This is a genomic window from Pusillimonas sp. ANT_WB101 (assembly GCF_008369125.1).
Lineage (GTDB): Bacteria > Pseudomonadota > Gammaproteobacteria > Burkholderiales > Burkholderiaceae_B > Allopusillimonas.
On the sequence record NZ_VOAY01000001.1, the window covers coordinates 1,664,834 to 1,679,111 of the forward strand.

The window sequence follows — 14,278 nt, forward strand, 5'->3', positions numbered from 1 at the left end:
AAGCGGGTGTTTCGGACGTTTAGCGATTGAACTGGCGCAAAAAGCGCAGATCGCCCTCGAAAAACTGGCGCAAATCGTTGACGCCATAACGCAGCATGGTCAGGCGTTCTATACCCGAACCAAAGGCAAAGCCGATATAGCGTTCGGGGTCTAGCCCGTAATTGCGCACCACTTCGGGGTGTACCTGGCCCGACCCCGAGATTTCAAGCCAGCGCCCCTGGTTGGGGCCTGACGTAAACATCATGTCAATTTCGGCGGAGGGCTCAGTGAACGGGAAAAAAGACGGGCGGAATCGCACTGACAGATCATCAGTTTCAAAAAAGGCGCGCAGGAAGTCGGTATATACCCCCTTAAGGTCGGCGAAAGATATGTCTTCGGCGATCCACAGGCCTTCAACCTGATGAAACATGGGCGAATGCGTGGCGTCACTGTCTACACGGTAAGTGCGCCCAGGAGCAATGACTTTAATGGGGGGCTTGTGCATGCGTGCATAGCGCACTTGCATGGGACTGGTGTGCGTGCGCAATAACAGCGGCAAGCCTTGCGCATCGTTCATGTCGACATAAAACGTGTCTTGCATGGAGCGTGCGGGATGGTTTTCGGGGTTATTGAGGGCCGTGAAGTTGGTCCAGTCATTTTCAATTTCGGGACCGTCTGCCACGTCAAAACCTATGGACCTGAAAATGGCTTCTATGCGCTGCCAGGTATGAATAACCGGGTGGATACCCCCGAACTTGCGGCCACGACCTGGCAAGCTGACATCAATGGTTTCTGAAGCCAGGCGTTTGTCGAGATCGGCTTGGGCCAGGCCAGCACGCCGCTCATTGAGCAAAGCTTCGATCTGCTGCTTCAGTTGATTGATGCGCGCGCCTTCGGCTTTTTTCTGCTCGGGATCGAGCTTGCCCAAGCCTTTGAGCAATAGCGTCAATGCGCCCTGCTTGCCAAGAAACCTGGCTTTGGCGTTTTCGAGTGCCGCAGCGTCAGCAGCTTGCGCAAAGAGTTCTTTGGCCTGCAAGACCAGATCGTCAGCCATAGATGTCATGATGTGGGGTTTCCAAATGCAAACGGAGCCCAAAAGAGCCCCGTTTGCAACAATACAACAGAATCGCAGCCGATCAGGAAGCCAGCGCGGATTTAGCCTGGGCTACCACGGCAGCAAAGCCAGCCTTGTCGTGAACAGCCATATCGGCAAGCACTTTGCGGTCGAGTTCAATCGACGCTTTTTTGGTGCCAGCAATGAATACGCTGTACGACATACCCAGTTCGCGGCAGGCCGCGTTAATACGGGTGATCCAGAGAGCACGGAAAGTGCGCTTTTTGTTGCGACGGTCACGGTAGGCATATTGCCCAGCCTTCATGACTGCCTGTTTGGCGATTCTGAATACATTACCTCGGCGACCGCGATAACCTTTGGCAGCTTTAATAACTTTTTTGTGACGAGCTCGGGCGGTAACGCCGCGTTTTACGCGTGGCATAGTAGTGGTTCTCCGTTATATCAAGCGAAAGGCAACATGGCCTTGACCGCTGCGACGTCTGAGGCGTGCACTGCGGCAGAACCGCGCAACTGGCGCTTGTTCTTGGTGGTTTTCTTGGTGAGGATGTGGCGCTTAAACGCCTGGCCCCGCTTGATAGACCCGCTACCGCGAACCTTAAAGCGCTTTGACGCGCCTTTTTTGGTCTTCATCTTAGGCATGTGTAACTCGGAAATTTGTGGATGCAGGTGGCCCCAAAACAATCTGGCGACACTTGCTTGACCTGGCGACCCACTTATTGGCTTCCTCCAGGCGATGACAAGCCCGGAAAAGCCCTTGATTATATGATGAATTCTGCCCGCGTGTCCAACCGTTTTCAGGCCTGATTAACAATCAGGCCTGACTCATGGCCAAGGCTGCCTGAAATGGATGGCCTCAGCGATGTGTATCTCGGCTATTTCATCAGCACCCGCCAGATCAGCCACAGTGCGCGCCACACGCAAAACACGGCTGGCTGTGCGTGCCGACCAATGCCAGCGCACAAGCGCCTGCTTCATCAAGGCGGCCGTTACTGGTGACAGCTTGCAATAAGCTTTTATACCTGCCTCGTTCAGAGCGGCATTATGACAGTTCTGCCGGCGCTGCTGTCGGGCACGGCAAGCCTGTACTCGCTGACGCACGCTGGCCGATGCTTCGCCTGGCGGCATATCGAGCCAATGCCCCTCTGTCGCCGGCAGAGAAATCTGGATATCAATGCGGTCAAGCAAAGGCCCTGAGATGCGCTGACGATATTTGGCGATGCTGTCAGGCGTGCAGGCACAAGGCCTGACGGGGTGCCCAAGCCAACCACAAGGGCATGGGTTCATGGCTGCCACCAGTTGAAAAGCGGCTGGAAACGTGAGTGTGCGCGCCGCACGAGCAATAGAAATATGGCCGGTTTCCAGCGGTTCGCGCAAGCACTCGAGCACATGCCGCTGAAACTCGGGCAACTCATCCAGAAACAAGACGCCACGATGGGCTCTGCTGATTTCACCTGGACGTGGTACCGCCCCCCCACCCACCAATGCAGCGGCCGAGGCAGAATGATGAGGCGCACGAAATGGCGGTTGCACCTGGCATGGCAAATCTATGCCCTCTAAGCCCGCCAAAGCGCAAACTTCCAGTGCCTGTTCGGTATCCAGCTGTGGCAGCAAACCTGGCAAACGTTGTGCCAGCATGCTCTTTCCGGTACCTGGAGGGCCGGACATAAGCAGACTGTGGCCCCCGGCCGCAGCAACCTCAAGCGCACGCCTGGCCTGCGGTTGCCCCCGCACATCAGAAAGACAGCGGACTGCCGCCTGGCATAGGTCAGGCACGTTGAGCTTCTCGTTTGGGGGTGTAGCGACAGGCAAGGACGAGATACCCGAAAAATGTGCAGCTACGTCTGCCAGTGTGCGTGCAGCCAGCACATGAATACCGGGTACCCGAGCGGCAGATGCCGCATTGGCCTCTGGCAAAACCAATACTGCACCCGCATGCTGCCGCGCCACAGCCAACGCAATGGCCAGCGGAGCGTTGACCGCCATAATGGCACCTGTTAACGACAGCTCACCCGCCAGCACATAACGAGACACATCGGGCTGCACACAACGACCCTGCTTAGACGTTGCCTCTTTGGAACCAGGAGCATTTAACTGCGCCGAAGCCAGCAAAATACCCAGTGCAATGGGAAGATCAAAACGGCCTGAATCTTTCGGCAAATCGGCCGGTGCAAGATTGACCGTGACGCGCCCTGCCGGAAACTCGTAGCCGCTGCTGACAATGGCGGCTCGCACGCGCTCACGGCTTTCGCGTACGCCTGCGCCTGGCAAGCCGACCACATTGAATGACGGAAGCCCGGCTCCTACATATACCTCGACCCTGACCGCGCAACCCTCAAGCCCGTAGAGTGCGCGACTGGCCACCACTGCCAATGACATATAACACCTCGCCAAACGGCAGACAGGACCAAAACCGTACCTGATGAATGCCGTGCGGCGAGTATGGCGTGATAGCAAGCCCAGCAAGAGGGGCCGAGTGGCAAATTATCCACCGGGAAAACTACCAACAAACGCCATATGCTTCCCGAAAGCGCGCCGTTTCGCAACGAAGACCACATCGCTGCAGCGAACGTTGCTCTTGCGCTGTGTGCCTCCTCGCTAGGTGCCCTCGCACCAAGTCGCGCCTCCGCTGGGGGGGTCTTCGCTAGTTGCCTCTTCGCTAGTTGCCTCTTGCGCGGTGAGCCTGTTGCGCTAGCGCATCTCTTGCGCTAGGCACCCCTTGCAGCAATTGGCGCCTCCGCTGGGCGGGCGTCACACGTGCGAAGTGCCCTGCTGCAGTGGCGTGTCTGGCCGACCCTCAAGAGCCTGCACCCTGGATTCGAGCGCGGTTATGCGCGAAAGCGCACGCTCAAGCAACTGGGCCTGCACATCAAATTCTTCTCGCGTGACCAGGTCCATACGTGAAAACGTCTGTGCCATCATCGCCTTGACGTTACGTTCGATGTCTGCCGCCGGGCTTTTGGCAATAAGGTCAGACATGTTTTTTTGAAACTCTTCGATCCAATCGCTGCGGCCTATCATGGCTATCTCCATTGACTTAATGGTCTAGTGTACAAAAAACGGACTTGGAAAAGTCCGTTTTGGTGCAACTGGCTTGAACGTTGCCTTGAGCGCAAATGCCGGGCATGGTGCAAGCATACCCGGCGTGTCGCAGCAGGCCTTCGGCTAATGGTGCACTTTAAAAAACCCTAGCGAGTTGTCACAGCTTGGTAGCACCGGCACGGTGACATCCGCAGCATGGCGATTACTTTTGGTTGGCCGGTGGTGGCGCAGCGGTGCTGGGGCTGCCATCGCCAAGTTTATCTTGAATGGCCTTGTCTGCCTTGTCAGCACCAGAACGAATGGCTGCACCCGCCTCATCTGCCTTTTCGGCGGTGGCGTCTTTGAGCTCTTTCGCCTTATCAGCCACCGCGTCGCCAGCTTCCGTGGCATCTTGCTTGAGCTTTTCAGTTTCGGAAGGCTCTGCAGGTGTCATGGTGCTGCTAGTAGCGGGCGCTGGCTCAGCTGCTGGCGCAACCTGAGGCTCAGGGGTAGGTGCTGGCGTAGGTGCTGGAGCAGGCGCCGTCTCAGGCACTACAACGGGGGCTGCAACGCCTGAATCAACGGCATTTTTGTCCTCTTCCTTGGAGCAAGCGGCAAGCAGGCTCATGGAAGCGATGATTCCAATAATGGCTATGTGTGTGCGGGTTTTGTTCATGATGATTCCTCACTTTTTAAAACGATGTCGCAAGATGTCTTTGTTGTTGGATTGCAGCGCGACAAATAACCCAACAACGAACTGATGATCTGGCCTGTTGGCGAAATGTCTTTCGAGATTACTGCGTCGAGGTGCCAGGAGCAGGGCTCGACTCAAGAGCCGTACCCTGTGCAGGTGCTGCGTCAGGCGCAGCGGTCATGCCGGAATCAGCCGGGGGAGGCGTATCGTCACCCTTTGAACACGCGGCAAGCAGGCTTAGGGAAGCAGCCATGGAAATTAAATCCAAATGTGCACGTGATTTGTTCATGATGTTCCTCTCTCGTCCAACGTCGCGCTATATACCTTGCCGATCCGGCGCGACTGACGCATCGGCCGCCAGCTTGTGCTTGTTACAACTGGCTTGGTAACAATTCTAGCGACAGATCAAGGCCCCACCATGAACCTAGTGTAATTCCTGATTTCATTTGCTTAGATTTTTTGCTTGGCATTTTGGCGAAAGCCGCATAAGCCTTGGCCCGTGGCGCGTTTGCCCGAAAACACGCTTCTACAGACAGATACAAACCCCCTCTGAGACAAGGGTTTTGTTACATTTTTGTGCGTTTTTGGAACGCTTGAAACCGGTTCATTCATAAGCCATTGTGCTGTTTGCACGAAATTGCGGAGAACGATTATGGCATTTAGTTGCAGTTTGGGTTGCCCGCCGGGTAGCTTAAGAGGGCTTTTATTGATGGCAGCATTACGCCAAATGAGCCAAGAGTTGTAGAAATGAAGTTTGTGCATCGCTCAATCATATTCTTGGCCTTTAAGGTTTGAGAATGACATTTGACAAGCACCGCTAGCGCTTGCCCATAACCTTTTCGGGCCTTATCAAGTCTGTGGTGCTGTGCATAAACCGCCCTATTTTGGTGCGCGCTCCCTGTTATGGTGCGTGGCCCTCGCTATTTTCCACTTCTCTTTGTCTGCTGCCTGCCAAAAACGGTATTAACGGATTCGGCATGATCCACGCTGGTGGCCCTTCGCATTCTGCAAACAACTGGCTCCTGTTCCCCTCCACAATCATCGAGCAATCCGCTCCTGCCTCCCCTTCGCATTCTGCAAACAACTCGCTCCTGCCCCTCATGTTCTTTCAATTTGAAAAATTGGCACGTTCATTGCGTAAGTGATCTTGCCCCCTAACAGAGGAATTGCTATGAAACTTATCACCGCCATTATCAAGCCCTTCAAGCTGGATGAAGTGAGGGAAGCTCTGTCCGACATTGGCATACAAGGCATGACTGTCACCGAGGTAAAGGGTTTCGGCCGGCAGAAAGGTCACACCGAGTTGTACCGTGGCGCGGAGTACACCGTAGATTTTCTGCCCAAATTACGTCTGGAGCTGGCTGTGACCGACGAGCAACTCGAGCTGGCTTTAGAAACGCTTTGCTCAGCTGCCCACACCGGAAAGATTGGAGACGGAAAGATATTCATTACGTCCCTAGAGCAAGTGGTACGCATACGCACAGGAGAACAAGGCGAAGCCGCCCTTTGACATGAGCACTGCAACATTAGCCGTTTTACTCTTTAGGAGAACCACTCATGGATAAAGTCGATTTCGTGTGGGTCAGCATTTCAACTCTGCTGGTGTTATTAATGGTCATGCCAGGGCTGGCGCTTTTTTATGGGGGGCTGGTTCGAAGCAAAAATGTACTCTCCATATTGATCCAGGTGGTGTCGGTGTTCGCACTGGCCTTAATTCTCTGGTTTGCATTTGGCTATTCGATGGCCTTCACAGAAGGCAATGCATTTTTGGGTGGGTTTTCTCGCCTCTTTTTCAGCGGGATGCAAAATGTGGCGACAGGTTCATACAAGATCAGCGGCACCATTCCCGAACTGACTTTCGCCGCGTTTCAGGCCACGTTCGCCGGCATTACCTGCGCCCTGATTGTGGGTGGGTTTGCGGAACGCGTCCGCTTTTCAGCCGTGCTGGCATTCACTGCAATCTGGATGACGCTAGCCTACCTTCCCATCGCCCATATGGTGTGGGGGCCTGGCGGATGGTTGCTGGCGCGAGGTGCTCTGGACTTCGCGGGGGGCACGGTCGTACACATCAACGCCGGGGTCGCTGCGCTGGTCGCCGCCTATGTCGTCGGCAATCGATTGGGGTATGGACGTGAGCCCATGCAGCCTCACAACCTGCCCATGGTCATGATTGGGGCAGCCTTGCTCTGGGTGGGATGGTTCGGCTTTAACGCGGGGTCAGCATTGGCAGCCAACGAGACGGCCGCACTGGCTTTTTTCAACACCATGATCGCTACGGCTGGCGCAATCTTCAGCTGGACGTTCATAGAGTGGAAATACAAAGGCAAACCGTCCCTGCTGGGCGCTATCTCCGGCGCCATCGCCGGCCTGGTGGGTGTGACCCCTGCCGCAGGTCTCGTAGGCCCGGTAGGCGCCTTCATTACCGGCCTTATCACAGGCGCCATCTGTCTGTGGGGCGTAAACGGGCTCAAACACTGGTTGAGGGTGGATGACAGCCTGGATGTGTTCGGCATACACGCCGTAGGCGGGATAGCCGGCGCACTGTTGACGGGCGTCTTCAATGCCAAGCCTCTGGGCGGCCCCGGCCTGGAACATCTTGGTGACATTCCATTCCAGGTTTGGCTGCAACTGGAGGCTGTGCTTATTACGGTAGTCTGGTCAGCACTCGCCGCCTATATCGCCTGCGTTATCGCCGGCAAGCTCTGCGGTGGCATGCGGGTCAATGTGGAACAGGAGCGTGAAGGGCTAAACGTTACCAGCCACGGTGAAAGCGCTTACCAGCTTTAATTTATGAGGGAGGCCAGGTCAATGCGCTCAGCGCGGTTAAGGGCCATGGCCACCTTGGTTCTCAGTGCATTGGAATGGGCCTGGCGAATTTCTTTTTTGACATCAAGCATTTGCTGAGGATGCATAGAAAACTGAGTCAGGCCCAACCCCAGCAGCATCCGCGTAACGCGGGCATCACCCGCCATCTCACCGCATACGGCAACAGGCTTGCCCGCCCTTTCGCCGGCATTAATCGTATGCGCAATGAGGCGCAGCACGGCAGGATGCATAGGGTCATACAGATCAGCCACATCGCTGTCGCCGCGGTCTATGGCTAGCGTGTACTGAATAAGATCATTGGTACCGATAGAAAGAAAATCGAGCGTATCAACAAAAGGCTCGATGGCTATAGCCATGGCCGGTATTTCTACCATTGCCCCAAGCGAATAATTGCACGCATAAGGCGTACCGCGCTCGTCGAGCTCGCGACAGGCCGACTCGATGGCCGCTCGCGTGGCACGCACTTCGTGCATTTGCGAAATCATCGGGATAAGTATTCGAACATGCCCAAAAATGGAAGCGCGCAATAAGGCCCGCAATTGCGTGGCAAAAATCTCGGGGTTAGCAAGACAATAGCGTATTGCTCTAAGCCCAAGCGCAGGATTGGTTGCCACCGTGGTATCGCCATCGAGGCTTTTATCGGCGCCAATGTCGAGCGTGCGTATGGTGACAGGCCGCCCCTGCATGGCTTTGACCACAGAAGCGTAGGCTTCGTATTGTTCTTCTTCTGAGGGCAAGTCAGGCCGCCCCATAAACAAGAACTCGCTGCGAAACAAACCTATGCCATCGGCGCCCGCCTGAACGGCCGCTTCAGCCTCTTCAGGCAGCTCGATATTGGCCTCTAGCCTGATGGTAATGCCATCGAGCGTCATGGCAGGTGCGTCACGCAATCTGGCAAGCTCAAGACGCTCGCGCGCGTAATCAGCCTGCCGCTGTCGGTATTCGTTCAGGATCTGAGCTGATGGGTTAACCAGCACAGCGCCAGTAAAACCATCGGCGATCAGTACGTCTCCGTCGCGTACCAGACTGCGAAAATGACCCAACCCGACTACAGCAGGTACATTCATGCTGCGGGCCACAATAGCCGTGTGCGAGGTGGGCCCGCCCAGATCTGTCAGAAATGCTGCAAACCTTCCACCACGCAAACGCAGCATATCTGCAGGTGAAATGTCTCGCGCCACCACAATCAGCGGATCATCGGTCTCGGCCGAGTCAAAGGCCGGCAGCAGTGGCGGCGAGCCCGCCATAACGCGCAACACGCGCTCAATAACCTGGCGTATGTCGCCACCACGCTCGCGCAGGTACTCATCTTCCATGAGGGCAAACTGTTCGGTCAAAAACTGACCCTGGCTGGTCAGTGCCCACTCGGCGTTATAGTGCCGCCCGACAATGAGTTCACATGTTTGCTGCAACAGCATGGGATCACCCAGCAACATGCTGTGTACCGTAAGCAAAGGAGCTAGCTCGCGTGGCGCATCATCGGGCAGTGTGACAGCAATGGCGTCGAGCTCGTTACGCGCAGTTTGCAGTGCCTCTTTGAGGCGATCACATTCGGCTTGCGCGTCTTCAGGCGAGATTCGGTAGTGAGCCACTTCAAGCGCTGCTGCACCCATAACCGCTGCACGACCAATTGCATACCCTTTTACAACGGCCTGGCCCTGGGCGCACACCATGGCATGGTCGCCACAGGGGGGCGATGACATGGACGATGTCGCATGTGCCGGGCTGTTGGGCGTCATAAGTACAGGGGCTCCAAAAACTGGCAAGCAGGTTTATTCGTGTTCGCCGAACTTGCCGTCAAACAAGGCCTTGATGTCTCGCAGAGCCTGTTCAGCATCTTCGCCGGTTGCATCAACTTTGACGGTGACACCCATGCCAGCTGCAAGCATCATGACACCCATGATGCTTTTTGCATTGACCCGCTGCGCTCCCCGAGCAATAAACACTTCACTGGAAAATTTGCTGGCAAGCTGAGTAAGTTTGGCTGCTGCCCGGGCATGCAGACCCAGCTTATTGCTGATTACGATATCGATGGTAGGCATAAAAACTTATTATGTTTAATTAGCAGAACCTGCAAGCGTTAACTGTCGCACCCAGTGCCGAAGTGGGAGATCTCCATGCACTCTGCATCGACAATACCCCGGAGCGCACCTTGGCGCACACTTTCGCTTAGTTTATCTGGTTTTTCTTGCTGTTCGGTCAATGCTTTGAGAACCATGCACAAATTGCTGCCGGTAATTAGATGCGCGACCATGCCATCGCCAGCAACGAGGCGGATGGCCCGTTTGGCAATATTAAACGGCGTCGCACCATAAATATCGCAAAGCAGCAGCATGGGTTCGTTTTCTTGGCGTAGCAGGCGCGCGAGCCGAGTTACCTCTGCTTCGGGGTCGGCATCAGGCGCTACGTCAAACACATCAAGGCTGGCCTTGTGGCCCAGCACATGCTCGGCACATGAGGCGAACGCAGAGCCCAACGGCTCATGCATGACAAGAACTATACGAGCCATTCAAATACCCACAGCCTTTTCGAGTGCCGTGACAAAACAGCCTGCCACATCAAAGCCGGTTTGCTCGGTAATCTCGACAAAACATGTTGGGCTCGTGACATTGATTTCGGTAATGTAGTCACCGATGACATCAAGCCCAACCAGAATCAGACCACGCTCGGCGAGCGTGGGTCCAATGGCATGTGCAATTTCAAGGTCGCGCGCTGTCAGTGGCTGAGCCACGCCGCGCCCGCCTGCTGCAAGGTTGCCGCGGGTTTCACCCGCCAGCGGAATACGCGCCAGCGAATACGGCACAGGTTCGCCGCCAATAATCAGAATACGCTTGTCGCCGTTAGCGATTTCAGGAATATAACGCTGGGCCATGATGGTCCGGCTGCCATCAACCGTAAGCGTTTCGAGTATTGCACCAAGATTGGGTTCGATATGCTGCAGCCTGAAAATACCCGTGCCACCCATGCCGTCAAGCGGCTTTACGATGACATCGCGATGACTGTCATGGAATGCGCGCAGCCGCTTCATGTTGCGCGTTACGAGCGTAGGCGTTGTAAATTGGGCAAACTCGGTAATAGCGAGTTTTTCAGGATGGTTGCGTATACTCGCCCCTGAGTTGAACACCCGGGCGCCCTGTGCCTCTGCATACTCGAGCATATGCGTTGTATACACATACTCCATATCAAAGGGAGGATCTTTGCGCATGATGATCGCATCAAACTCAGCAAGCGCCACGTCATCGGCCGCTGCAACGTCGCGCCACCAGGCGTGAGCATGCAGGTCGGCGCCGTCGACAAGCTCAATACGTGTCGCCACGCATTTGACAGTGCCCTGGTCTATGAAAAGGTCGTCTTGCAACGTTACGCTTAGCGAGTGACCCCGCGCAACGAGCGCATGCATCATCGCTACTGACGAGTCTTTATACGCTTTCAGACCTGGCAATGGATCAATAACAAAAAGTACGTGCATACGCCACCTGCGTGCGCTGCGGGCCCCCGGTAAACCGGGCGCCCCAGTCATAATGTGCTGAAACTCAGGAGGCTGAATCGCCCGATTTACCGGCTACCGCTTTCTTGCGCGGAGCTAGCACCATCACCATTTGACGGCCTTCCAGCTTGGGCATTGCCTCAACCTGGCAGAGTTCTTCGAGGTCGTCACGAATGCGCTCAAGAACGCGCATGCCAAGCTCTTGGTGCGCCATTTCGCGACCGCGGAAACGCAAGGTAACTTTGGCCTTGTCGCCCTCTTCGATGAAGCGGCGCAGGTTGCGAAGCTTAACCTGATAATCGCCTTCATCGGTACCGGGACGAAACTTGACTTCTTTGACCTGGATGACCTTCTGCTTTGATCGCGCTTCCTGTTTACGCTTTTGTTCCTGATATTTGAACTTGCCGTAGTCCATCAGGCGGCATACAGGGGGCGAAGCTGTTGGTGCAATTTCGACCAGATCGACTTCGTGTTCTTCTGAAAGACGCAGAGCGTCGGGCGTGTTGTACACACCCAGCTGTTCGCCATCTACGCCAATAAGACGCACCTCGGGGACACGGATTTCACCATTGATGCGATGAGGTTTTTCGGTTGCGATGTCTAAGACTCCTAGGGTTGTTAAAAAATGGTTCAGGCGACGGTCTGGGCGCTGTCTTGCCTGGTATTTATTTCGTGCTTCAGGCGGTCGGCGAAACCCGCCAATGGCATGACACCAAGGTCAAGACCACCGCGTCCGCGGACGGCAACTGTGCCTGCCTCGCGCTCTTTTTCGCCTACTACCAGAATGTACGGTACTTTTTGCATGCTGTGTTCACGGATTTTACGGGTGATTTTTTCACCGCGCAAATCGGATTCAGCTCTAAACCCTTGTTTTTTCAGGCTTAGCGTAATTTCGGCCGCATAACTGGCGGACGATTCAGAAATACAACACACTACGGCATGCACCGGAGCAAGCCATGCCGGCATAGCGCCGGCATGGTTTTCAATGAGCATGCCAATGAAACGCTCAAAAGAACCTAGTATGGCACGGTGCAGCATAACCGGCGTCTGGCGCTGGTCTGACGCGTCTACGTATTCTGCGCCAAGCCGCTTTGGCATGGAAAAATCAACCTGTATGGTTCCGCACTGCCAGTGACGGCCAATAGCATCTTTTAGGGTGTACTCGATCTTGGGCCCGTAGAAAGCGCCCTCGCCCGCCGTGACTTCGTAGTCGCAGCCAGTACGGTCAAGACTTTCCATGAGGGCTTTTTCAGCTTTGTCCCAGACTTCATCAGCGCCGATACGTTTTTCGGGACGGGTTGCCACTTTATACAAAATTTTGCTGAAACCAAAGTCAGCATACACCTTCTGCAGCAGCGATGTAAACGCAGCACACTCGTCCTGCAACTGGTCTTCGGTACAGAAAATATGGCCATCATCTTGGGTAAAACCGCGCACACGCATCATGCCATGCAGCGAACCCGAGGGCTCATTGCGATGACACTGACCAAACTCGCCATAACGCACGGGTAACTCGCGATATGAATGCAGGTTGGCATTGAAAATTTGCACATGGCCCGGGCAGTTCATGGGCTTGAGGCCGTAACTGCGGTTTTCAGACTCTGTGGTGAAAATATTTTCGGCGTAGTTGTCCCAGTGGCCGGTTTTTTTCCATAGCGACAGATCAAGAATTTGCGGAGCCTTGACTTCTTCGTAGCCGTTTTCCTGGTATACGCGACGCATATACTGCTCAACCTGCTGCCAAAGCGTCCAGCCCTTGGGATGCCAGAAGATCAGGCCTGGCGCCTCTTCTTGCATGTGAAACAGATCAAGCTCTCGGCCAAGCTTGCGATGATCGCGCTTTTCGGCCTCTTCAAGCATATGCAGATAGGCCGCCTGTTCGTCTTTAGTAGCCCAAGCCGTGCCATAAATACGCTGCAACATCTCGTTTTTGCTGTCACCGCGCCAATAGGCTCCCGCCACCTTCATCAATTTAAATACTTTGAGCTTGCCGGTTGAGGGCACGTGGGGGCCCCGGCACAGGTCAATGAAATCGCCTTCACGGTACAAGCTGATATTCTCATTTGACGGAATCGAGGCGATGATCTCAGCCTTGTAGTGCTCACCTATGCCTTTAAAGTAAGCCACAGCATCGTCGCGCTTCCATTCTTCGCGCGTAACCACTTCGTCTTTTTTGGCGAGCTCGGCCATTTTCTTTTCAATGGCTTCCAGATCGTCAGGCGTAAATGGCCGTTTATACGAAAAATCGTAGTAAAAGCCATTATCGATAACGGGGCCTATGGTGACCTGTGCTTCCGGAAATAACGACTTGACCGCATAGGCCAGCAAATGAGCCGTAGAGTGGCGGATGAGATCAAGACCATCTGCATCTTTGGCAGTGATGATGGCAAGCTGTGCATCACGCTCAATTACGTGGCTGGTATCGACCAGCCGCGACTCGCCTTCATCTATGGTCACCCGCCCTGCCAGCGCCGCACGCCCCAGCCCTGTGCCTATGGAATAAGCAACATCATTGACTGAAACGGGGCCTGCATACTCGCGCTGCGAGCCGTCGGGCAAGGTAATCTGAACCATAAAGCGTCCTGAAAAATACAAAAAAACGCGGCACTAGCCGCGTTCTGGTGAGTTTGGTTTTGCTAGTAAGCTGACAAAACAATACGCGGCGACCGTCAGGGGTGCCGTGTTGTAGTTCGAATGATGTTTGTGAGCCAAGACATAGCATGTATATATAACATATCGTCTCATCAGTGTAACACCTGCTTGCGGCAACGCAATAAACGAAGAGACTAAATTAATGTACTTGACGTAAATGAGGGGTAAGTATGTTGCAAAAAGCCCGACTACCTGGCACCTGGCCCAGGAAAGCCCTTTATCGATATGCATGGGCGGACCATACAACACACGATGTGGCAACGCGCTTTTGACTTGGGGGTTTTTGAAACTACCGGATGAGGGGCTTTGCCCTGCGCGGTTGAACCGATGCAACTAACCGGGTTTTGCGTGTACTCGCCCCAAAAAATGGAGAAGAGTAGAAATTTTGGTAGGCAGTACTGGATTCGAACCAGCGACCTCTACGATGTCAACGTAGCGCTCTAACCAACTGAGCTAACCGCCTAAAGAGACGAGATTCTAACCCACATGTTTTAAGTGTGTCAAACAGGCTGTGTTGCGGCGCGTCACACGTTCTGTGGGCTGTGTT

The 14,278-nt window shown here is 54.7% G+C and carries 15 protein-coding genes and 1 tRNA gene; 2 read left to right on the plus strand and 14 right to left on the minus strand.

Features of this window, described 5'->3' with window-relative positions:
* Window positions 1-19 precede the first annotated feature (19 nt).
* The 7 genes from pheS to FQ179_RS07520 form a co-directional block, all read right to left on the minus strand.
* Window positions 20-1,042 carry a phenylalanine--tRNA ligase subunit alpha gene (pheS, locus tag FQ179_RS07490; protein ID WP_149396573.1) on the minus strand — a complete coding sequence of 341 codons (1,023 nt, stop codon included), beginning with the start codon at window positions 1,040-1,042 and terminating at the stop codon, window positions 20-22.
* Between the two features lie 73 nt (window positions 1,043-1,115).
* Window positions 1,116-1,475, minus strand: a complete 360-nt coding sequence (gene rplT / locus FQ179_RS07495) for a 50S ribosomal protein L20 (RefSeq protein WP_149396574.1) — start codon at window positions 1,473-1,475, stop codon at window positions 1,116-1,118.
* 20 nt (window positions 1,476-1,495) lie between these two features.
* The gene (gene rpmI / locus FQ179_RS07500; protein WP_149396575.1) at window positions 1,496-1,693 is read right to left on the minus strand and encodes a 50S ribosomal protein L35; all 198 of its coding nucleotides are present in this window, start codon (window positions 1,691-1,693) and stop codon (window positions 1,496-1,498) included.
* 183 nt (window positions 1,694-1,876) lie between these two features.
* The gene (locus FQ179_RS07505) at window positions 1,877-3,430 is read right to left on the minus strand and encodes a YifB family Mg chelatase-like AAA ATPase (RefSeq protein ID WP_149396576.1); all 1,554 of its coding nucleotides are present in this window, start codon (window positions 3,428-3,430) and stop codon (window positions 1,877-1,879) included.
* 372 nt (window positions 3,431-3,802) lie between these two features.
* On the minus strand, window positions 3,803-4,072 hold the full coding sequence (locus FQ179_RS07510) for an accessory factor UbiK family protein (RefSeq protein WP_149396577.1): 270 nt from the start codon (window positions 4,070-4,072) through the stop codon (window positions 3,803-3,805).
* A 223-nt stretch (window positions 4,073-4,295) separates the two neighbouring features.
* The gene (locus tag FQ179_RS22255; RefSeq protein ID WP_188074526.1) at window positions 4,296-4,748 is read right to left on the minus strand and encodes a hypothetical protein; all 453 of its coding nucleotides are present in this window, start codon (window positions 4,746-4,748) and stop codon (window positions 4,296-4,298) included.
* A 118-nt stretch (window positions 4,749-4,866) separates the two neighbouring features.
* Window positions 4,867-5,055: a hypothetical protein gene (locus FQ179_RS07520; protein WP_149396578.1), complete on the minus strand. Its 189-nt coding sequence runs from the start codon at window positions 5,053-5,055 to the stop codon at window positions 4,867-4,869.
* 882 nt (window positions 5,056-5,937) lie between these two features.
* Here FQ179_RS07520 and glnK point away from each other — a divergent pair.
* Both glnK and amt read left to right on the plus strand, forming a co-directional pair.
* A complete protein-coding gene (gene glnK / locus FQ179_RS07525) occupies window positions 5,938-6,276 on the plus strand; it encodes a P-II family nitrogen regulator (RefSeq protein ID WP_149396579.1) in 339 nt (112 codons plus the stop codon).
* Between the two features lie 47 nt (window positions 6,277-6,323).
* Window positions 6,324-7,553 carry an ammonium transporter gene (gene amt / locus FQ179_RS07530; protein WP_149396580.1) on the plus strand — a complete coding sequence of 410 codons (1,230 nt, stop codon included), beginning with the start codon at window positions 6,324-6,326 and terminating at the stop codon, window positions 7,551-7,553.
* On the opposite strand, the gene ptsP is transcribed toward amt, so the two are convergent.
* The 7 genes from ptsP to FQ179_RS07565 all read right to left on the minus strand — a co-directional run bounded on the left by ptsP (window position 7,550) and on the right by FQ179_RS07565 (window position 14,194).
* Window positions 7,550-9,265, minus strand: coding sequence for a phosphoenolpyruvate--protein phosphotransferase (gene ptsP / locus FQ179_RS07535; RefSeq protein WP_149396962.1), 1,716 nt, complete (start codon window positions 9,263-9,265; stop codon window positions 7,550-7,552). The genes amt and ptsP overlap by 4 nt on opposite strands.
* A gap of 99 nt (window positions 9,266-9,364) precedes the next feature.
* Entirely contained in the window at window positions 9,365-9,634 is a 270-nt protein-coding gene (locus FQ179_RS07540; protein ID WP_149396581.1) for an HPr family phosphocarrier protein, read from the minus strand.
* Window positions 9,635-9,672: 38 nt separating this feature from the next.
* Window positions 9,673-10,101: a PTS sugar transporter subunit IIA gene (locus FQ179_RS07545; protein WP_149396582.1), complete on the minus strand. Its 429-nt coding sequence runs from the start codon at window positions 10,099-10,101 to the stop codon at window positions 9,673-9,675.
* Window positions 10,102-11,061 (minus strand): glutathione synthase, encoded by a 960-nt coding sequence (gene gshB / locus FQ179_RS07550; RefSeq protein WP_149396583.1) that lies wholly within the window; start codon window positions 11,059-11,061, stop codon window positions 10,102-10,104.
* A gap of 64 nt (window positions 11,062-11,125) precedes the next feature.
* Window positions 11,126-11,713: a translation initiation factor IF-3 gene (gene infC, locus FQ179_RS07555; protein ID WP_255474916.1), complete on the minus strand. Its 588-nt coding sequence runs from the start codon at window positions 11,711-11,713 to the stop codon at window positions 11,126-11,128.
* Window positions 11,710-13,653: a threonine--tRNA ligase gene (gene thrS, locus FQ179_RS07560; RefSeq protein ID WP_149396585.1), complete on the minus strand. Its 1,944-nt coding sequence runs from the start codon at window positions 13,651-13,653 to the stop codon at window positions 11,710-11,712. The genes infC and thrS overlap by 4 nt, the downstream gene beginning before the upstream one ends.
* A gap of 464 nt (window positions 13,654-14,117) precedes the next feature.
* Window positions 14,118-14,194: transfer RNA gene (locus tag FQ179_RS07565), tRNA-Val, on the minus strand.
* Between the last annotated feature and the right edge of the window lie 84 nt (window positions 14,195-14,278).